This window comes from Paenibacillus sp. FSL R7-0204, assembly GCF_038002225.1.
Classification (GTDB): domain Bacteria; phylum Bacillota; class Bacilli; order Paenibacillales; family Paenibacillaceae; genus Paenibacillus_AQ.
Genome location: NZ_JBBOCA010000001.1, coordinates 1,002,927 through 1,022,524, shown reverse-complemented (window position 1 = coordinate 1,022,524; position 19,598 = coordinate 1,002,927). Strand labels below are relative to the sequence as shown.

The 19,598-nt window shown below is 47.0% G+C and carries 29 protein-coding genes; 2 read left to right on the top strand and 27 right to left on the bottom strand.

Going from position 1 to position 19,598, the window contains the following annotated elements; translation table 11 throughout:
• Positions 1-2: 2 nt before the first annotated feature.
• The 21 genes from rpmD to MKX42_RS04495 form a co-directional block, all read right to left on the bottom strand.
• On the bottom strand, positions 3-188 hold the full coding sequence (rpmD, locus tag MKX42_RS04595) for a 50S ribosomal protein L30 (protein ID WP_019908243.1): 186 nt from the start codon (positions 186-188) through the stop codon (positions 3-5).
• Between the two features lie 14 nt (positions 189-202).
• Positions 203-700 (bottom strand): 30S ribosomal protein S5, encoded by a 498-nt coding sequence (gene rpsE / locus MKX42_RS04590; RefSeq protein WP_036652980.1) that lies wholly within the window; start codon positions 698-700, stop codon positions 203-205.
• A gap of 26 nt (positions 701-726) precedes the next feature.
• Positions 727-1,095, bottom strand: coding sequence for a 50S ribosomal protein L18 (gene rplR / locus MKX42_RS04585; RefSeq protein WP_036692407.1), 369 nt, complete (start codon positions 1,093-1,095; stop codon positions 727-729).
• A gap of 84 nt (positions 1,096-1,179) precedes the next feature.
• On the bottom strand, positions 1,180-1,722 hold the full coding sequence (gene rplF, locus MKX42_RS04580) for a 50S ribosomal protein L6 (protein WP_036692405.1): 543 nt from the start codon (positions 1,720-1,722) through the stop codon (positions 1,180-1,182).
• A 30-nt stretch (positions 1,723-1,752) separates the two neighbouring features.
• The gene (gene rpsH, locus MKX42_RS04575; protein WP_036692403.1) at positions 1,753-2,151 is read right to left on the bottom strand and encodes a 30S ribosomal protein S8; all 399 of its coding nucleotides are present in this window, start codon (positions 2,149-2,151) and stop codon (positions 1,753-1,755) included.
• Positions 2,152-2,183: 32 nt separating this feature from the next.
• On the bottom strand, positions 2,184-2,369 hold the full coding sequence (locus MKX42_RS04570) for a type Z 30S ribosomal protein S14 (RefSeq protein WP_036589425.1): 186 nt from the start codon (positions 2,367-2,369) through the stop codon (positions 2,184-2,186).
• Positions 2,370-2,413: 44 nt separating this feature from the next.
• Complete coding sequence (rplE, locus tag MKX42_RS04565) at positions 2,414-2,956, bottom strand: 50S ribosomal protein L5 (protein WP_036692402.1); 543 nt, start codon at positions 2,954-2,956, stop codon at positions 2,414-2,416.
• A gap of 30 nt (positions 2,957-2,986) precedes the next feature.
• A complete protein-coding gene (gene rplX / locus MKX42_RS04560) occupies positions 2,987-3,340 on the bottom strand; it encodes a 50S ribosomal protein L24 (protein WP_019908235.1) in 354 nt (117 codons plus the stop codon).
• Between the two features lie 56 nt (positions 3,341-3,396).
• Positions 3,397-3,765 carry a 50S ribosomal protein L14 gene (rplN, locus tag MKX42_RS04555; protein WP_036680556.1) on the bottom strand — a complete coding sequence of 123 codons (369 nt, stop codon included), beginning with the start codon at positions 3,763-3,765 and terminating at the stop codon, positions 3,397-3,399.
• Positions 3,766-3,810: 45 nt separating this feature from the next.
• On the bottom strand, positions 3,811-4,077 hold the full coding sequence (gene rpsQ, locus MKX42_RS04550; RefSeq protein ID WP_173140476.1) for a 30S ribosomal protein S17: 267 nt from the start codon (positions 4,075-4,077) through the stop codon (positions 3,811-3,813).
• A 43-nt stretch (positions 4,078-4,120) separates the two neighbouring features.
• On the bottom strand, positions 4,121-4,318 hold the full coding sequence (gene rpmC / locus MKX42_RS04545) for a 50S ribosomal protein L29 (protein ID WP_019908232.1): 198 nt from the start codon (positions 4,316-4,318) through the stop codon (positions 4,121-4,123).
• Positions 4,308-4,742, bottom strand: coding sequence for a 50S ribosomal protein L16 (gene rplP / locus MKX42_RS04540; protein WP_020427064.1), 435 nt, complete (start codon positions 4,740-4,742; stop codon positions 4,308-4,310). Before rplP ends, rpmC begins: the two co-directional genes overlap by 11 nt.
• 2 nt (positions 4,743-4,744) lie before the next feature.
• Entirely contained in the window at positions 4,745-5,410 is a 666-nt protein-coding gene (gene rpsC / locus MKX42_RS04535) for a 30S ribosomal protein S3 (protein ID WP_340751506.1), read from the bottom strand.
• A 13-nt stretch (positions 5,411-5,423) separates the two neighbouring features.
• Positions 5,424-5,756 carry a 50S ribosomal protein L22 gene (rplV, locus tag MKX42_RS04530; RefSeq protein WP_019908228.1) on the bottom strand — a complete coding sequence of 111 codons (333 nt, stop codon included), beginning with the start codon at positions 5,754-5,756 and terminating at the stop codon, positions 5,424-5,426.
• A 31-nt stretch (positions 5,757-5,787) separates the two neighbouring features.
• Positions 5,788-6,066, bottom strand: coding sequence for a 30S ribosomal protein S19 (gene rpsS / locus MKX42_RS04525; RefSeq protein ID WP_036692395.1), 279 nt, complete (start codon positions 6,064-6,066; stop codon positions 5,788-5,790).
• Between the two features lie 77 nt (positions 6,067-6,143).
• Entirely contained in the window at positions 6,144-6,974 is an 831-nt protein-coding gene (gene rplB / locus MKX42_RS04520) for a 50S ribosomal protein L2 (protein ID WP_036692392.1), read from the bottom strand.
• 27 nt (positions 6,975-7,001) lie between these two features.
• Positions 7,002-7,295, bottom strand: a complete 294-nt coding sequence (gene rplW, locus MKX42_RS04515; RefSeq protein ID WP_019908225.1) for a 50S ribosomal protein L23 — start codon at positions 7,293-7,295, stop codon at positions 7,002-7,004.
• Positions 7,295-7,918 (bottom strand): 50S ribosomal protein L4, encoded by a 624-nt coding sequence (gene rplD / locus MKX42_RS04510; protein ID WP_036721837.1) that lies wholly within the window; start codon positions 7,916-7,918, stop codon positions 7,295-7,297. The genes rplW and rplD overlap by 1 nt, the downstream gene beginning before the upstream one ends.
• Positions 7,919-7,943: 25 nt before the next feature.
• A complete protein-coding gene (gene rplC, locus MKX42_RS04505; RefSeq protein WP_340751505.1) occupies positions 7,944-8,567 on the bottom strand; it encodes a 50S ribosomal protein L3 in 624 nt (207 codons plus the stop codon).
• A gap of 38 nt (positions 8,568-8,605) precedes the next feature.
• The gene (gene rpsJ / locus MKX42_RS04500) at positions 8,606-8,914 is read right to left on the bottom strand and encodes a 30S ribosomal protein S10 (RefSeq protein ID WP_017692074.1); all 309 of its coding nucleotides are present in this window, start codon (positions 8,912-8,914) and stop codon (positions 8,606-8,608) included.
• Positions 8,915-9,150: 236 nt separating this feature from the next.
• Positions 9,151-9,870: a Crp/Fnr family transcriptional regulator gene (locus tag MKX42_RS04495; RefSeq protein WP_340751504.1), complete on the bottom strand. Its 720-nt coding sequence runs from the start codon at positions 9,868-9,870 to the stop codon at positions 9,151-9,153.
• A 155-nt stretch (positions 9,871-10,025) separates the two neighbouring features.
• Between MKX42_RS04495 and MKX42_RS04490 the strand changes: the two genes are divergently transcribed.
• Entirely contained in the window at positions 10,026-10,481 is a 456-nt protein-coding gene (locus MKX42_RS04490) for a V4R domain-containing protein (RefSeq protein ID WP_340757616.1), read from the top strand.
• 31 nt (positions 10,482-10,512) lie between these two features.
• Positions 10,513-10,854 carry a cupin domain-containing protein gene (locus MKX42_RS04485; protein ID WP_340751503.1) on the top strand — a complete coding sequence of 114 codons (342 nt, stop codon included), beginning with the start codon at positions 10,513-10,515 and terminating at the stop codon, positions 10,852-10,854.
• A 92-nt stretch (positions 10,855-10,946) separates the two neighbouring features.
• Here MKX42_RS04485 and tuf read toward each other — a convergent pair whose 3' ends face one another.
• The 6 genes from tuf to rpoC all read right to left on the bottom strand — a co-directional run bounded on the left by tuf (position 10,947) and on the right by rpoC (position 19,485).
• Positions 10,947-12,137: an elongation factor Tu gene (gene tuf / locus MKX42_RS04480; protein ID WP_036721850.1), complete on the bottom strand. Its 1,191-nt coding sequence runs from the start codon at positions 12,135-12,137 to the stop codon at positions 10,947-10,949.
• Positions 12,138-12,246: 109 nt separating this feature from the next.
• Positions 12,247-14,325 (bottom strand): elongation factor G, encoded by a 2,079-nt coding sequence (gene fusA / locus MKX42_RS04475; protein WP_340751502.1) that lies wholly within the window; start codon positions 14,323-14,325, stop codon positions 12,247-12,249.
• A 47-nt stretch (positions 14,326-14,372) separates the two neighbouring features.
• On the bottom strand, positions 14,373-14,843 hold the full coding sequence (gene rpsG / locus MKX42_RS04470; RefSeq protein WP_020427074.1) for a 30S ribosomal protein S7: 471 nt from the start codon (positions 14,841-14,843) through the stop codon (positions 14,373-14,375).
• 45 nt (positions 14,844-14,888) lie between these two features.
• Positions 14,889-15,308 (bottom strand): 30S ribosomal protein S12, encoded by a 420-nt coding sequence (rpsL, locus tag MKX42_RS04465; protein WP_036721853.1) that lies wholly within the window; start codon positions 15,306-15,308, stop codon positions 14,889-14,891.
• 134 nt (positions 15,309-15,442) lie between these two features.
• Positions 15,443-15,694, bottom strand: a complete 252-nt coding sequence (locus MKX42_RS04460; RefSeq protein ID WP_340751501.1) for a ribosomal L7Ae/L30e/S12e/Gadd45 family protein — start codon at positions 15,692-15,694, stop codon at positions 15,443-15,445.
• A 179-nt stretch (positions 15,695-15,873) separates the two neighbouring features.
• Positions 15,874-19,485: a DNA-directed RNA polymerase subunit beta' gene (gene rpoC / locus MKX42_RS04455; protein WP_340751500.1), complete on the bottom strand. Its 3,612-nt coding sequence runs from the start codon at positions 19,483-19,485 to the stop codon at positions 15,874-15,876.
• Positions 19,486-19,598: the final 113 nt, after the last annotated feature.

The following is a 19,598-nucleotide window of genomic DNA, read 5'->3' as shown; positions in this document are numbered from 1 at the left end:
TATTAGCCTTCAATTTCAGTAACGGACAGCAAGTGGCTCACTTTGTTGATCATTCCGCGAATTGCAGGAGTGTCGTTGTGAACCACGGACGAGTTGGTTTTGCGCAGGCCGAGCGTCTTAACAGTAACACGTTGTGTTTCTGGACGTCCAATTACACTGCGTACGAGGGTAATTTGCAATTTAGCCATTGACGTTCCCCTCCTTAACCGCGTAATTCTTCGACAGATTTGCCGCGAAGCTTCGCGACCTCTTCAATGCGCTTCAGACGGGAAAGACCCTCTAAAGTAGCATTGACCATATTCATGGAATTCGAAGAACCCAAAGATTTTGTCAAGATATCGCCAACGCCTGCCAATTCAAGCACCGCACGAACCGGTCCACCAGCGATAACGCCGGTACCTTCGGATGCTGGTTTCAACAGAACGCGTCCTGCGCCGAAATGTCCAGTAACCAGGTGAGGAATCGAAGTTCCTACGATTGGAATGTGGATCAGGTTTTTCTTGGCGTCTTCAATGCCTTTACGGATGGCATCCGGAACTTCGCCGGCTTTACCGATACCAGCACCAACGTAGCCGTTGCCGTCGCCCACAACAACAAGTGCACTAAAGCTGAAACGGCGTCCGCCTTTTACAACTTTTGCAACACGGTTGATGTGTACAACTCTTTCTGTCAGTTCTAAACTGTTCGGATCTACACGCAAGTCGTTAACCTCCTTTTAGAAATATTCTAGAATTCAAGACCAGCTTCGCGAGCTGCGCTAGCCAGAGCCTGAATCCGTCCATGGTACAAGTATCCACCGCGGTCAAATACAACCACTGCATAACCCTTTTCTTTAGCGCGCTCAGCGATCAATTGACCCACTTTGCTTGCAGCTTCAACGCTGCCGCCATTTCCGATTGTAGCACTCAATTCCTTATCAAGTGTGGAGGCAGATACGATAGTAACGCCTGTCACATCATCGATCAGTTGAGCGTAGATGTGTTTCGAAGAACGGAACACATTCAAACGTGGACGCTCAGTAGTACCCTGGATCTTCTTACGAACACGCAGGTGTCTTTTGAGACGAGCCTTGTTTTTATCCTCTTTTGTAATCATGACTTCCCTTTCACTCCCTTCAGTTTGCCGTAAACAGCTTCACTTTAAGATGCACGGGGTATCTTACAATTAAGGTAGAGCTGGTTATTTCTTCTTACCAGCTTTACCTTCCTTGCGGATGATACGCTCGCCTTCATATTTGATACCTTTACCTTTGTATGGTTCAGGTTCACGTACGGAACGGATTTTGGCAGCATAAGCGCCAACGCGTTCTTTGTCAATTCCTCTAACGATGATCTTCGTGTTAGCAGGAACATCAAACTCGATACCCGCTTCCGGTGTAATTTCAACCGGGTGGGAGTAACCAACGTTCAATACGATTTTATCTCCGGATTTGCTTGCACGATATCCGACCCCAACCAGTTCCAGAGATTTCGAGAAACCTTCAGTCACACCACTCACCATGTTATTGACAACGGAGCGGGTTGTGCCGTGAAGTGAACGATGCAATTTATTGTCCGACGGGCGAACAACAGTGATTTCGTTATTTTCAACTGTAATCTTCATGTCTTTATGAAGCTCACGAGTCAAAGTGCCTTTAGGACCTTTTACTGTAATAACGGTGTTGTCCAAAGTGACATCTACACCGCTAGGTACTGCGATTGGTTTGCGACCAATACGAGACATGTGTTGCACCTCCTTATCTTGTGACGTTTATTACCAAATGTAGCAGACAACTTCTCCGCCGGATTTAGATTGACGAGCTTCTTTGTCGGTCATAACTCCCTTAGATGTGGAGATAATCGCGATTCCAAGGCCACCGAGTACACGAGGCACTTCATTGCTCTTCGTGTATACGCGAAGACCTGGTTTACTGATTCTTTTCAGACCAGTGATAACGCGTTCCTGGCTTGGGCCGTATTTCAGGAAAATACGGATAATCCCCTGTTTGCTATCTTCAACGAATTCAGCATCACGGATGAAGCCCTCACGCTTCAAGATGTCCGCGATTTGTTTTTTCATAGTAGAAGCAGGCATTTCTACTGTCTCGTGACGCACAGTGTTGGCGTTACGAATACGAGTAAGCATATCTGCAATAGGATCAGACATAGTCATGTGTGTAAACCTCCTTCCCGTTTATAAACTTCTTACCAACTTGCTTTTTTCACGCCAGGAATCTGGCCTTTATAAGCTAATTCACGGAAACAAATTCTGCAAATTTTGAACTTTTGCAGTACCGAATGTGGACGACCGCAACGCTCGCAACGTGTGTATGCACGTACTTTGAACTTAGGCTCGCGTTGTTGTTTAACTTTCATTGAAGTTTTTGCCACTTAGACTGACACCTCCTAAACATTTTCGGAGAAATGGATGATTCTTATTTTGTGAAAGGCATTCCCAGCTGATTCAGCAGCTCACGGGATTCCTCGTCCGTCTTAGCAGTCGTTACAATAACGATGTCCATACCGCGAACCTTATCCACTTTGTCATACTCGATTTCCGGGAAGATCAATTGCTCTTTAAGACCCAGTGTGTAGTTACCGCGGCCATCAAAGGCTTTGCTGGAAATACCACGGAAGTCACGAACGCGTGGAAGCGTTACGTTGATCAATTTATCCAGGAAGTAATACATACGCTCGCCGCGCAGTGTTACTTTAACCCCGATCGGCATATTCTCGCGCAGTTTGAAACCGGCGATGGATTTCTTTGCTTTAGTGATAACTGGCTTTTGACCAGTGATCAACTGCATGTCATTAACTGCAGCGTCAAGTACTTTGGAGTTTTGAACAGCGTCACCCACACCCATGTTGATGACGATCTTCTCGATCTTAGGCACTTGCATAACTGTTGTGTAGTTAAACTTCTGCATCAAAGATGGTGTGATTTCATTCAGATAACGTTCTTTCATTCTTGCTGCCATGAAGATTTACCTCCTTTCATTAGGACTGTATTAGTCGATAATCTCTCCGGATCTTTTTGCTACCCGAACCTTCTTACCGTTATCTAGTACTTTATAGCCGATGCGAGTAACTTTCCCGCTCTTCGGATCAATGTGCATTACGTTGGACACATGGATCGAAGCTTCTTGCTCGATGATTCCGCCTTGCGGATTCAACTGGTTAGGCTTCTGGTGTTTCTTCACCATGTTCACGCCTTCTACCAGGACGCGGTTTTCACGAGGATAAGCAGCGATGACACGGCCTTTTTTACCTTTGTCTTTCCCGCTGATCACAAGCACCACATCATCTTTTTTCACATGCAGTTTATTGTTATGGGATTCCAGAACTTTTTTAACTCTAGGCATTGATTACACCTCCTATAACTGACCTTATCAAGTACAACCGAGCATCACTCGATTTTTTAGATTACTTCCGGTGCCAAGGAAACGATCTTCATGTAGTCCTTGTCGCGAAGTTCGCGAGCAACTGGTCCGAAGATACGTGTTCCGCGCGGGCTTCTGTCGTCTTTGACAACAACAGCTGCATTTTCGTCGAATGCGATGTAAGATCCATCTTTACGGCGTACCGAACGTTTTGTACGAACAACTACCGCTCTAACAACATCACCTTTTTTGACAACGCCGCCTGGTGTTGCTTGTTTAACGGAACAAACGATCAGATCGCCGATTGCTGCTGTACGGCGTCCAGTACCACCCAGTACGCGGATACACATCAGTTCCTTCGCACCAGAGTTGTCAGCCACATGCAAACGTGTAAATGGTTGAATCATTATTATTTTCCTCCTTCCGGAAAGGGATCTGCTTCATGTCGTGTCTTAGATGATTACCGCTTTTTCTACCACTTCAACCAGTCTCCACCGTTTGTCCTTCGACAATGGACGAGTTTCCATGACTTTCACGACATCACCAATTTTAGCTACATTCTCTTCATCATGTGCCTTGAATTTCTTCGTGGACTTGATGCGTTTGTGATACAGACTGTGCTTTTTATAGGTTTCAACAGCAATTACGATGGTTTTATCCATTTTGTCGCTGACTACTTTACCGATCAGCACTTTACGTGCATTACGCTCTTCGCTCATAATTAGCCTCCTTCCTGATTACGGATTATGCATCCGCCGTCACTTAACTAATCCCAAGTACTCTTTGATGGATAACGGTTTTAGCACGAGCTATTTCCTTACGCACATCACGAATCCGAGTCGGGTTATCCAGTTGGCCTGTTGCCAATTGGAAACGGAGATTGAAAAGTTCTTCCTTGAATCCGGCGATTTTCTGTTCAATCTCAGCAGTGGTTAAGTTGCGAAGTTCATTAGCTTTCATTTGCTTCACCACCCAATTCTTCACGTTTCACAAACTTAGTCTTTACAGGCAGCTTGTGAGCGGCAAGACGCATCGCTTCACGAGCGATTTCTTCCGACACGCCTCCGAGTTCGAACATAATCTTACCCGGTTTAACTACGGCTACCCATTTCTCAACGTTACCTTTACCACTACCCATACGAACCTCGAGAGGCTTCTGAGTGATTGGCTTATCCGGGAAAATCTTGATCCAAACCTGACCGCCACGTTTGATGTAACGTGTCATTGCGATACGAGCAGCTTCGATCTGACGGTTAGTGATCCAAGATGGCTCCAGAGCCTGCAAACCGAATTCGCCGAAGTTGAGTTCAGTTCCGCCTTTTGCCATACCCTTCATGTGACCGCGTTGTTGCTTGCGGTGTTTAACGCGCTTTGGTACCAACATGATTAGTTGCCTCCTTCCTGAGCAGCTTGTTTCTTAGCTGGGGGAAGAACTTCTCCACGATAAATCCATACTTTTACGCCGATAAGACCGTAAGTTGTATGTGCTTCAGCTGTTCCGTAATCGATATCAGCACGAAGCGTATGAAGTGGAACTGTTCCTTCACTATAGCCTTCTGAACGGGCAATCTCAGCGCCGCCAAGACGTCCGCCAACCTGAGTTTTAATTCCCTTTGCGCCGGAACGCATTGTTCTTTGAATCGCTTGCTTCAGAGCACGACGGAACGATACGCGACGTTCCAGCTGTTGTGCAATGCTTTCAGCAACAAGAATAGCATCCAGTTCAGGGTGTTTGATTTCATTGATGTTGATGTGCACTTTCTTACCGCCGGCGATAGTTGTAACTGCGCTGCGAAGTACTTCTACTTCTGCTCCGCCTTTACCAATTACCATACCTGGCTTGGCAGTGTGAATTGTAACGTTCACTCGGCTTGCCGCTCTTTCGATCTCGATGCGGGAAACAGAGGAATCTTTCAACTTGCCTTTAAGGTATTCCCGGATTTTGACGTCTTCCATTAAAAGAGTACCGAAATCTTTGCCTGCATACCATTTTGATTCCCAATCGCGAATAATACCGACTCGGAGTCCGACTGGATTTACCTTTTGACCCACGTGTTATCCCTCCTTATTTCTCAGATACCACCAAAGTAATGTGGCTGGTACGTTTATTGATCCGGCTTGCGCGGCCCATGGCGCGCGGACGGAAACGTTTCATTGTAGGACCCTGGTTAACGAAAACTTCGCTTACGAATAAGCTGTTAACGTCCATAGAGTAGTTATGCTCAGCGTTCGCAATCGCCGAGTTTAGTAGCTTCTCAACAACCGGAGAAGCGGACTTCGGAGTGTGGCGAAGAATTGCAATTGCTTCCCCCACTTGCTTGCCGCGAATCAAGTCAACAACCAGTTTCGCTTTACGAGCGGAAATCCGCACCGATCTTGCATGTGCTTTTGCTTCCATTGTTTTCCCTCCTCTCAAACGAAGACGTCAATTATCTTCTGGTTTTCTTATCGTCACCCGCGTGGCCTTTGTAAGTACGTGTTGGCGCGAACTCGCCCAACTTGTGACCTACCATATCTTCTGTTACGTATACAGGCACGTGTTTGCGGCCGTCATATACACCAAACGTATGTCCGATAAACTGAGGGAAAATGGTTGAGCGACGGGACCAGGTTTTTACTACGACTTTCTTGTCTGTCTCGTTCAAATCCTCAACTTTTTTCAGCAGGTAGCCATCGATGAACGGCCCCTTCTTTAAACTGCGACCCATGTGTGAATCCTCCCTTCATCCGGTTCTTCAAAACCGCGAATCGACGCTTCGCGCTTAACTAACTTGCCTGAAGCGTCTTATTTTGTGCGGCGACGAACGATGTATTTATCAGATGCTTTGTTTTTCTTACGCGTTTTGTAGCCGAGGGTTGGTTTGCCCCAAGGTGACATTGGCGATTTCCGTCCGATTGGAGCGCGGCCTTCACCACCACCGTGTGGGTGATCGTTAGGGTTCATGACAACACCGCGTACTTCAGGACGACGTCCGAGCCAGCGGCTGCGTCCGGCTTTACCAATCTTGATCAGTTCGTGATCTCCGTTACCAACGGCTCCGATAGTCGCACGGCAAACGCTGAGGATTCTGCGAACCTCACCCGAGTTTAAACGAACAGATACGTATTTATCTTCTTTACCCAGCAACTGAGCTTCAGTACCGGCAGCACGAACCAATTGTCCGCCTTTGCCTGGTTTCAACTCGATGTTGTGGATAACTGTACCTACCGGGATATTGATCAACGGAAGGCTGTTACCAATTTTGATATCCGCAGCAGGGCCGGACTCAACTTTATCCCCAACTTTAAGGCCTTTAGGAGCGATGATATAACGTTTCTCTCCATCAGCATAGTGGATCAAAGCAATATTGGAAGTGCGGTTCGGGTCATACTCAATTGTAGCAACGCTACCTGGTATGCCGTCTTTAGTCCGCTTGAAGTCGATAATACGGTATTTACGTTTGTGTCCGCCGCCATGGTGACGAACCGTAATTTTACCTTGGTTGTTGCGTCCGGCATGCTTGAACAGCGGGGACAGCAACGATTTCTCTGGCTGGTTTGTTGTGATTTCTTCAAACGTAGACACAGACATGTTGCGTCTTGCCGGAGAGGTCGGTTTGTACTTTTTGATTGGCACTATAGTTTCCTCCTTACTTTAAGAGTATTATTCTACCGCTTCAAAGAACTCAAGCGGCTTGCTGTCCGGGCTAAGCTTCACGATGGCTTTTTTCCACTCCGGAGTATAACCGGAATATTTGCCGTAACGTTTCAGTTTACCAGGTACGCGCATTGTGTTCACACTAACGACTTTCACTTTAAAAATAGCCTCGACAGCTTTTTTGATTTCGGTCTTGTTAGCACGGATATCCACTTCAAAAGCGTACTTCAGTTCGCTCATGTATTCGGATGTGCGTTCCGTAATCACTGGACGCTTAATTATATCACGAGGATCTTTCATTACGCGAACACCTCCTCTACCTTCAGAACTGCTTCTTTAGTGATGATCAGTTTGTCGTACGTCAGTACGTCAAGAACATTGATGCCGTCAGCCGCTACGAATTTCACCCCAGGGATGTTACGAGCGGAAAGTGCTACATTGTCATCATAGCTAGGAGCTACGATCAGGGCTTTGCTGCCCACTTTAAGGTTGTTCAGAATCGCTGCGAATTCTTTCGTCTTCGGAGCATTCAGAGTCAAGCTATCCAATACGATGATGTCATTCTCAAGTACTTTCGAGGACAACGCGGATTTGATGGCCAACCGGCGAACCTTCTTAGGCAATTTCCAGGAATAGCTGCGTGGTGTTGGTCCGAAGACTACGCCGCCGCCTTTCCATTGTGGAGAACGAATGGAGCCTTGACGAGCACGACCTGTACCTTTTTGTTTCCAAGGTTTACGTCCGCCGCCACGCACTTCAGAGCGTCCTTTTACTTTGTGTGTACCGCGACGAAGGGAAGCTCTTTGCATAAGTGCAGCTTCATGCAGCACATGTACATTCGGTTCGATACCGAAAACTGAATCACTCAGTTCAACTTCGCCAACTTCGTTACCACTAGTATTGAAAAGTGTTACTTTTGGCATTTCATGTTCCTCCTTTCTTCAGTAATTATTTCTTAACGGTTTGTCTAACTTTCACGAAGCTGTTTTTCGGGCCCGGAATAGCGCCTTTAACCAGCAGTACATTACGTTCTACGTCAACCCGGATGATTTCAAGCTTTTGAACCGTTATGGTCGTGTGACCCATATGTCCTGGCAGGCGTTTGCCCTTAGGAACACGGTTAGCCTGGATGGAACCCATCGAGCCCGGTCTTCTGTGGTAACGCGATCCGTGTGCCATTGGTCCGCGGCTTTGTCCCCAGCGTTTGATGTTACCCTGGAAGCCTTTACCCTTCGAAGTACCTGTTACGTCAACAAACTCGCCTTCAGCGAAGATGTCAGCCTTAAGCTCTTGTCCAACCTCGAGTGACCCGAGGTCAACACCGCGAATTTCGCGAACGTAGCGCTTAGGTGTTGCATTTGCCTTTTTGGCGTGACCCTGTTCAGGCTTGTTGGAGCGACTTTCCTTTTTATCGGAAAAGCCCAACTGCACTGCTTCATATCCGTCGATATTCAGGTCTTTCTTTTGCAGTACCACACAAGGTCCAGCTTCGATAACAGAAACCGCGATTACGTTACCTTCTGGAGTAAACACTTGAGTCATACCGAGTTTTTTTCCTAAGATACCTTTCAATGTTGACACCTCTTTTCTTTTCCTGATTACTTAATGAATTACAATTTGATTTCGATATCTACACCGGACGGTAGATCCAAGCGCATCAAGGCATCCACAGTTTGTGGTGTTGGGTTCACAATATCGATCAAACGTTTGTGAGTCCGTTGCTCAAACTGTTCACGGGAATCCTTGTACTTGTGTACCGCACGGAGAATGGTAATGATTTGCTTCTCAGTTGGCAGCGGAATCGGCCCGGATACACCAGCACCCGAACGTTTTGCTGTTTCAACGATTTTCTCTGCGGATTGATCAAGAATTCTGTGGTCGTATGCTTTCAAGCGAATACGAATTTTTTGCTTTGCCATTTTAGTCCCTCCTTCTATCGCCCAATTTATTATCGGACATACTCCGTGAAAATTTTCTGACGTCGACTCCATGGCAAAGGGGCCGGGTGTGTCAGTAACCTCTCACATCATCGCAACGTCTCAGAACAACATTTATTATTATATCTAATAGGCGGCTATATTGCAAGAGCCTTTGCAAAACAAATCACCTTTTCCAGAAAAAAAATTATAAAACACACGGTTTTATCTGAAAATTATTAATTACTGATTTCAGCGAGCTGAATTAGAGCCTCCATCTCCAGAATATTCACGGTTCTTTTATGCATAGCGATGATCTTCAGCGCTTCCAGCTTGTTCAGCTTACGGCTTAGGGTCTCGGCGGTAGTGCCGATCATTGCTGCCACTTCTTTTTGCGCCGACGGGAGATCTACGGTATGTCTCAAGTCTTGCATAGTCACTGCTGGTTCTGGTAGATTTCTCATGTATAAGTAGACCAGAAGCCGGGCTAACCGTTTTTCAACTTCAAACATATGCAATGCCCCTGCTGTTTCTTCCGCCAGATGCAGTTGCTCACTGACAGACATCAGAAAGCTAAACGCCAGACCCGCATTCTGCTCCAGTAGGGGAATGAAATCCTTCCGGTGCATCCGGCAGACCACTCCGCTCTCAATTATCTCCGCCGTTACATCATTATTTTTATTGTGAAGCAGGGCAAACTGCCCGAAATAATCCCCCGGGAAAAGAAAGCGGACAATATGCTGCTTGCCTTCTTTACTGTTCTTCGTCAGTTTGATAAGACCGCTCTTCACCACATACAACGCTTCAGACGGCTCTGCTTCTCTGCAGACCTGGCTGCCCTTTTTATAAGAATGGGATTCTGTAATTGATTCTATGATAACCAATTCTTCATCGGATAAACTCCTGAATACCGGAACCTGGCGCACACAAGCATGAGAGCTGCACGTATTACAATCCATACCTCATTCCTCCTCTACTGTCGCTTATCCCACCATATCAATGATCGAAGCGCTGCCGGGTGACTGAACGCACAGATTTTCATAAAACTTGATCTATATCAAGGATTAACGTTCCGTCTGTCTATACAATAGGTTCATAGAGAGAAAAGGAGTTGATGGGCTTGCAGCAATACACTTTTGAGGATATGCGCCAGATGAATAGAACAACTCTGGGCAATATGGTACCCCTTGAGCTATTCCGGACCATCCGTCTAATTGGAATGAACCAGGGACTTCCGTTAGGGGGAAAGGGAACGACTGTGACCATTGGCAGAAAAATCGGCGGGAGCCTGCCTGTCCATTCCGTAGAAGAACTGCTTCAGATCTTTGAGGAGCTCAAAATTGGGATCCCCCGAATTGTTCATTCCGATGAGCGCAGAATTAATATCGCTGTTGACGATTGCTTTTGCAAAGGGCTACCTTCCCTTGAAGATGAAAGAATGGTCTGTGATCTAGAGGGAGCTATCATTGAAGGTGCGCTGTGCCGGATTCTTGGCCGTAAGGTATCAGTGAAAGAGATCAAATGTAATGTCACCGGTCATGAGCATTGCGAGTATGAAGTTAAGCTTTGAACAATACAATTAATGAAAGCAGGGATTTATAATGGAAAAGAAAACAATAGCTGAGGCAGTACAGTATCAAGAGGACCGCTTTACCAAAAAGATCATTTTCCAAAAAGGGGATAGCGTCGTATTCGTGCTTAATTTCATGCCTGGTCAAAAGCTTCCCGTTCACAAACACCCCGGAGCAGATGTCTACATCCTTGCCTTACACGGTGACGGTACCATTCATGTTAATGAGGAAGAGTTCTCCTTCATCCAAGGAGAGACCATCTACATCGCCGGTGACGAGTCATTCGCTTATACGAATAATAGTTCTTCCCCGTCCAGCCTGCATGTCGTTCTGTCCAAGCTGCCTAATGCGGAGTATGCGAAAGAAATCTAATTCATAATCTTTGTCATAACAACAAAACAGGCCCCCTTCAAATGAAGGGGGCCTGACTTATATTCGGTCTATCCTAACGGATAGAGCCTGAATTATTTCTGGATGGAAGCTACGGAACCGGCACCAACTGTACGTCCGCCTTCGCGAATGGAGAATTTAGTACCTTCTTCAATAGCGATTGGGGAGATCAGTTGAACAGTTACAGTGATGTTGTCACCAGGCATAACCATTTCAGTACCTTCTGGCAGGTTGATGATGCCAGTTACGTCAGTTGTACGGAAGTAGAACTGTGGACGGTAACCAGTGAAGAATGGTTTGTGACGTCCGCCTTCTTCTTTAGTCAGAACGTAGATCTGAGCAGTGAACTCAGTGTGTGGCTTAACGGAGTTAGGCTTAGCCAATACTTGGCCACGCTCGATGTTGTTACGGTCAACACCACGCAGCAATGCGCCGATGTTGTCGCCAGCTTGAGCGGAATCAAGCAATTTACGGAACATTTCCACGCCAGTAACTACAGACTTCTTAGTTTCTTCGTGAATACCAACGATTTCGATTTCTTCTCCGACTTTAACTGTTCCGCGTTCTACGCGACCAGTTGCCACAGTACCGCGGCCAGTGATGGAGAATACATCTTCGACAGGCATCAAGAAAGGCTTGTCAGTCTGACGTTCTGGAAGCGGGATGTATGTGTCGATCGTTTCGAACATTTCAACGATCTTCTGTGCATACTCGCCATCAGGGTTCTGCAGAGCTTCACGAGCAGATCCACGAACGATTGGAGTGTCATCGCCTGGGAAGTCGTATTCGCTAAGCAGATCGCGAACTTCCATTTCAACCAATTCAAGCAACTCTTCGTCCTCAACCATGTCGCATTTGTTCAGGAATACAACGATGTAAGGAACGCCTACTTGACGGGACAGCAGGATGTGTTCACGAGTCTGTGGCATAGGGCCGTCAGCTGCGGATACAACCAGGATTGCTCCGTCCATTTGCGCTGCGCCAGTGATCATGTTTTTAACATAGTCGGCGTGTCCAGGGCAGTCTACGTGAGCGTAGTGACGGTTAGGAGTTTCATATTCAACGTGAGCGGTGGAGATAGTGATACCGCGTTCGCGTTCTTCAGGAGCCTTATCAATCTGGTCGAATGCTACAGCAGCACCACCGTATTTTTTGGACAATACAGTTGTGATTGCAGCAGTAAGAGTTGTTTTACCATGGTCGACGTGACCAATAGTACCAATGTTAACGTGCGGTTTGTTACGTTCAAACTTTGCCTTTGCCATTTGAACAGTTCCTCCTTATTGTGGGGTCCATATATTTGAGCCGTCCGCCTATTTGCAATTCTAAGATGTCTTAAGTGGTATATCCGGACGGCAAGTTAAAAACTCTGAATTATTCTCCGCCTTTATTCTTGGCTGCGATTTCTTCTGCAATACTTCTTGGAACTTCTTCATAGTGAGAAAGCTCCATTGAGAATACGCCGCGTCCTTGAGTACCGGAACGAAGTGTTGTAGAGTAACCGAACATTTCGGAGAGAGGCACCTTAGACCGGATAATCTGAGCTCCACCACGGGAGTCCATACCTTCGATCTTACCGCGACGGGAACTAAGCATCCCCATAACATCGCCCATATACTCCTCAGGAACAGTTACTTCCACTTTCATGATTGGCTCGAGCAAGACAGGTTTACACTTGTCTTTTGCAGCCTTAAGCGCCAATGATCCGGCAACTTTAAACGCCATTTCATTGGAGTCAACATCATGATAAGAACCATCTACGATAGTGGCTTTAACATCAACAAGCGGGAAGCCTGCGATAACACCATTTTTCATAGCTTCTTCAATACCCGCAAGTGCAGGAGCGACATATTCTCTAGGTACAGAACCGCCGACTACTTTACTTTCGAATTGGTTGCCAGTACCAGCCTCAAGAGGTTCGAATTCAACCCATACATGACCGTATTGACCGCGTCCGCCGGATTGACGAACGAATTTACCTTCGACGCGAGCAGGCGCATTGAATGTTTCACGGTAAGCAACCTGTGGTTTACCAACGTTAGTTTCAACGTGGAATTCACGGCGCATACGATCAATGATAATATCCAAGTGAAGTTCGCCCATACCTGCCAGGATAGTTTGGCCAGTTTCTTCATCAGTATGAGCACGAAGAGTTGGATCTTCTTCGGTCAGCTTACCGAGAGCAACGCCCAATTTATCTTGGTCGGCTTTGGTTTTTGGTTCAACAGCGATTTCGATAACCGGATCAGGGAAGTTCATGGATTCCAAGATAATTGGATTCTTCTCATCACACAGAGTATCGCCCGTGCTAGTATCTTTCAATCCTACTGCAGCAGCGATGTCACCAGAGTACACGATGGAAATCTCTTGGCGGCTGTTCGCGTGCATTTGTAGAATACGGCCGATACGCTCACGTTTGTTCTTAGTAGCATTGACTACGTATGATCCGGACTCCAGAACACCAGAGTAAACGCGGAAGAACGTAAGCTTGCCCACATAAGGGTCTGTCATGATTTTAAATGCCAAAGCTGAGAAAGGCTCTTCATCCGAAGAATGGCGAACCCCTTCAGATCCATCATCATGATGACCAACAATAGCTGGTACATCAAGAGGCGATGGCAAGTAATCAACAACAGCGTCCAACATAAGTTGAACCCCTTTGTTACGGTAAGAGGACCCAACAATTACAGGGAAAATCTTAACTTCACATACGCCTTTGCGCAACGCAGCTTTGATTTCTGGAATTGTTAGTTCTTCGCCTTCAAGGTACTTCATAGTAAGTTCTTCGTCAAGTTCAGCAACTTTCTCGATCAACTCAAGACGAAGCTCCTCAACCTTCGGAAGGTATTCAGCCGGAATATCCGTAACTTCAATGTTTTGACCCAGATCGTCTTTGAACATATGAGCTTTTTGCTCGATCAGGTCAATAATACCAATGAAGTCATTCTCTGCGCCGATCGGTAATTGAATAGCAACTGCATTCGCCATCAAACGATCACGCATAGAATCAATTACATTAAGGAAATCAGCACCGATAATATCCATTTTGTTGACATAGGCGATCCGCGGAACACTATAACGGTCAGCTTGTCTCCAAACAGTCTCGGACTGAGGTTCAACACCCTCTTTGGCGCTAAATACGCCTACTGCCCCATCCAATACACGCAAGGAACGTTCAACTTCAACAGTGAAGTCAACGTGTCCTGGGGTATCAATGATATTAACGCGGTTACCCTTCCAAGCAGCGGTGGTAGCAGCGGAAGTAATCGTAATTCCGCGCTCCTGTTCTTGCTCCATCCAGTCCATTGTAGCAGCACCTTCGTGAACTTCACCGATTTTGTGCGTACGGCCTGAGTAGAAAAGAATCCGCTCTGTGGTAGTAGTCTTACCAGCATCAATATGTGCCATGATCCCGATATTACGTGTATTTTTTAAGGAGAACTCTCTTGCCATGAAATGGATCTCCTTTCAAAATAGAAGTTATTTGAACGACTGTAATCCTACCAGCGGTAGTGAGCAAACGCTTTGTTCGCTTCAGCCATTTTGTGTGTATCTTCACGTTTCTTAACGGAAGCGCCTGTGTTGTTGGAAGCATCGATAATCTCAGCCGCCAAACGCTCTTCCATAGTCTTCTCACCGCGGTTGCGTGAGTAGTTTACAAGCCAACGTAATCCCAAAGCAGTACGTCTTTCAGGTTTAACCTCAATAGGTACTTGGTAGTTAGCACCGCCGACACGACGAGCTTTAACTTCCAATACAGGCATGATATTCTTGATGGCAGCTTCGAAAACTTCCATCGGCTCTTTACCTGTACGTTCTTGAATCAACTTGAACGAATTGTACAAAATGCTTTGAGCGACACCTCTTTTACCACCCAGCATAATACGGTTGATCAAACGAGTAACCAACTTGCTATTATACAATGGATCTGGCAATACATCTCTTTTAGTAACTGGACCTTTGCGTGGCATGGATATCCCCCTTTCTTATATGGTTATTATTCTGATAAGCTCATCTTATTTCTTGACTTTAGGACGTTTCGCACCATACTTGGAGCGAGCCTGCATCCGGTTAGCAACACCTGCAGTATCCAGTGCACCACGAACGATGTGGTAACGAACTCCTGCAAGGTCCTTAACTTTACCTCCGCGCAGCAATACTACACTGTGCTCTTGAAGGTTGTGTCCGATACCCGGAATGTAAGCAGTCACCTCAAGACGGTTCGTCAGACGAACACGGGCATACTTACGAAGTGCTGAGTTTGGTTTACGTGGAGTCATTGTGCCTACACGAGTGCATACACCGCGTTTCTGCGGAGCGCTCAAATTTGTAGCCTCACGCTTGAGGGCGTTGAACCCTTTTTGAAGAGCGGGAGATTTGGATTTTTCGATTTTGGCTTGACGGCCTTTACGAACCAATTGATTGATAGTTGGCATGTTGTGCCACCCCCTTCCTAAAATGATAGTCAATTTACAAACATTAAGTCCACAGACCCAGGTGGTTCATAAAAAGACAAATGAAAAGTCCTTGCTGCCGAAGTGTACCCCGGTACAAAAACGTTCTCTTGCTGCTATTGTTTTAAGACGGCTGCCATCGCAGCACCAACTTCTATACCGCAGGCCTTGCCCAAATTCAGCATTGTGTCCACATACGTGACCTTCACACCTTGTTTGTTGCAAAGCATTACAATTCTGGAAGTAAGCCGTTGATCTCCGTCCTCTGCCACATAGACTTCTGCGGCTTGGCCCAACTCCACCGCCTTAACGGTTTGCTTGGAACCGATCTTGACCTGAGTATCCTGTAACCCTCTGTCATCAGTCATGAAAACCATTACCTCCACTGAATAAGAATGACAAGACTACTCACGCACCTTAGACATATTAGCATCCTCAGCACATGATGTCAAGAAAAACGACAATTAATTTATTAATAATCACAGCAGACAGCCGCGTCACGCCAGATTTCTGCGTGACGCGGATACTGTTTGCCATGAGTATTCAATTATTCAGCGGGTACCGGCTCCAAAGCTTCTTCACTGCTTTCAGCATTCGGGTCGCTCAGCTTCACATTACGGTAACGATTCATGCCAGTACCTGCAGGAATCAGCTTACCGATAATTACATTCTCTTTCAGACCAAGCAGTTTATCCACTTTACCCTTGATAGCTGCATCTGTTAAGACGCGGGTAGTTTCCTGGAAGGATGCCGCAGACAGGAATGAATCAGTTTCCAGGGAAGCCTTGGTGATCCCGAGCAGAACCGGTTTGGCGACTGCTGGTTCATTTCCGGCAAGAATGGCTTCCTTGTTGGCTGCTTCATATTCATGAATATCCGCAAAAGCACCCGGCAGGAGACTGGTATCTCCGGCATCGATAATGCGGATTTTGCGCAGCATCTGCTTGATCATAACTTCAATGTGCTTATCATTGATTTCAACGCCCTGGTTACGGTATACACGCTGTACTTCTTGCAGAATGTAGTTCTGTACCCCACGGATCCCTTTGATACGCAGCATTTCTTTAGGGTCAATTGAACCGTCTGTCAATTCATCGCCGGCCTCAATCTCCTGGCCTTCGCTGACACGCAGACGGGAGCCGTAAGTGATGGAATACGTCTTGGACTCTGCTTCACCCTGGACTTCGATTTCACGGCGGTCCTTGGTTTCACGGATTTCCTTAACTACCCCGTCAATCTCACTGATCGTAGCCTGACCTTTAGGGTTACGCGCTTCAAACAGCTCCTGGATACGCGGCAAACCTTGCGTGATATCGTCTCCGGCTACACCACCGGTATGGAATGTACGCATGGTAAGCTGTGTTCCTGGTTCACCGATGGATTGTGCGGCAATAATACCGACAGCTTCCCCGATTTCCACGAATTTACCTGTTGCCAGGTTACGTCCGTAGCATTTCTTGCAGACACCGTGACGGGCACGGCAGCTCAATACAGAGCGGATCTGCAGCTTGGTAACGCCAGCATTCACGATCTCTTCAGCCTTATCCGAATCAATCAGATCGTTACGGTGAACGATGATTTCCTTCGTCTCCGGATGACGGACGGTCTCGAAGGAATAACGGCCTTCAATACGGTCGTAAAGATCCTCAATGACTTCCTTGCCATCCTGAATCCGGCTAACCATGAAGCCTTTATCAGTACCGCAATCTTCTTCACGGACAATAACATCCTGCGCTACGTCAACCAGACGGCGTGTCAGGTACCCGGAATCCGCTGTACGCAGCGCTGTATCGGCCAGACCTTTACGCGCTCCGTGAGTGGAGATAAAGTACTCGAGGACGGTTAGGCCTTCACGGAAGTTCGCTTTGATTGGCAATTCAAAGATTCGGCCCGAAGGTGTTGCCATCAGACCACGCATACCACCGAGCTGGGTGATCTGCGATTTGTTACCACGCGCCTTGGAGTCGACCATGAGCATGATGGAGTTGAAGCGGTCCATCGATTTAAGCAATACGTTAGTCAGATCATCCTTGGTCTTCGACCAAATCTCGATAACGCGGTCATACCGCTCATCATTGGTGATCAGACCGCGGCGGTATTGGTTCGCCACTACATCAACCTTAGCTTCGGATTCTTTAAGGATGGTGACTTTTTCCTCAGGCACGATAACATCCGATACGGCAACCGTAACACCGGAACGAGTAGAGTACGTAAAGCCGAGTTGCTTAATTTTATCCAGAATTACTGAGGTCTTGGTAGTGTGATACGTTTCAAAGCAGCGGGCAATAATGAGGCCCAGATATTCTTTACCTACAGCACTGGCTTCCGGAGCAGCCATGATCAGTTCGCGGACATCCGCACCCTTTTCATAGATGAAGTACTTCTCAGGTGTTCCCTGCAGCAGGTTGGTTTTGGTCGCTTCGTTGATATACGGGAAGCTGCTAGGATAGATTTCATTGAAGATAATCTTACCCACCGTAGTGATCAGCAATGCATTTTGCTGCGCTTCTGTGAAGCAGGTTTTGCCCAGAGCTTTAGCTGGAATAGCAACACGCGCATGCAGACCGGCAGTTCCACGCTGATAAGCGGAGACCGCTTCGTTCACAGTACGCAGAATCATACCTGTTCCTTTTTCTTCATTGTTATCCATGGTCAGATAGAACGTACCAAGGACCATATCCTGAGAAGGAGTAACAACCGGCTTACCATCCTTAGGGTTCAAGATGTTACCAGACGCTAGCATAAGAATACGGGCTTCGGCTTGAGCTTCAGCGGACAGAGGAACGTGTACCGCCATCTGGTCACCGTCAAAGTCGGCATTGTAAGCCGTACATACGAGCGGGTGAAGTCGGATCGCGTGGCCCTCTACCAGAATCGGCTCAAACGCCTGGATACCCAGTCTGTGCAGCGTAGGGGCACGGTTCAGCAGAACCGGATGCTCTCTGATCACTTCTTCAAGCACATCCCAGACTTCTGGACTAACGCGTTCTACCTTACGCTTCGCGCTCTTTATGTTGTGGGCAAGCCCTTTGTTAACCAACTCTTTCATTACAAACGGTTTGAAAAGCTCCAGTGCCATTTTCTTCGGAAGACCGCATTGGTACATTTTCAGGTAAGGCCCTACTACGATAACCGAACGGCCGGAATAGTCGACACGCTTACCGAGCAAGTTCTGGCGGAAACGTCCCTGTTTACCTTTCAGCATATGGCTGAGCGATTTGAGCGGACGGTTACCAGGCCCCGTTACAGGACGGCCGCGGCGGCCGTTGTCAATGAGTGCATCTACTGCTTCCTGAAGCATCCGTTTCTCATTCTGAACGATAATGTCAGGAGCGCCAAGATCCAGCAGTCTTTTCAGACGGTTGTTCCGGTTAATTACACGGCGGTACAGGTCATTAAGGTCAGACGTAGCAAACCGGCCGCCATCCAGCTGAACCATTGGACGAAGCTCCGGAGGTATAACCGGGAGTACATCCATGATCATCCAGTCAGGCTTGTTGCCGGAGTTGCGGAAGGCCTCAATGACTTCCAGACGTTTGATCGCCCGGTTGCGGCGCTGGCCTTGAGCGGTACGCAGCTCTTCTTTGAGGAATTCCAGCTCTTTATCGATATCGATATCCTGAAGCAGTTTTTTGACGGCTTCCGCACCCATGCCAGCCTGGAATCCGTAACCATATTTCTCACGGTAGCTGCGGTATTCTTTCTCGGACAGCAATTGTTTCTTCTCCAGCGGAGTTTCCCCCGGATCGGTTACAACATAAGATGCAAAGTAGATAATCTCTTCGAGGGATCTAGGAGACATATCCAGTGCCAGACCCATACGGCTTGGAATACCTTTGAAATACCAGATATGAGATACCGGAGCTGCCAGTTCAATGTGGCCCATACGTTCGCGGCGGACTTTAGCGCGGGTAACTTCCACGCCGCAGCGGTCGCATACTACGCCCTTATAACGGACGCGTTTGTATTTACCACAGTGACATTCCCAGTCCTTTTGCGGTCCAAAAATACGTTCGCAAAAGAGACCCTCTTTTTCCGGTTTCAATGTACGATAGTTAATGGTTTCCGGTTTTTTAACTTCTCCGCGGGACCAAGAACGAATTTTCTCCGGGGAAGCGAGCCCGATTTTCATAAATTCAAAATTGTTAACGTCCAACAAGGAGCAACCCTCCTTAACCTATATCCTGATTTAGTACCACAGCCCTCTCTTGACGCTGAAGTCAACAGAGGGCGGGTCCTTTTGTGTAATGAAATTAGTGGCTTGCTGGTGAA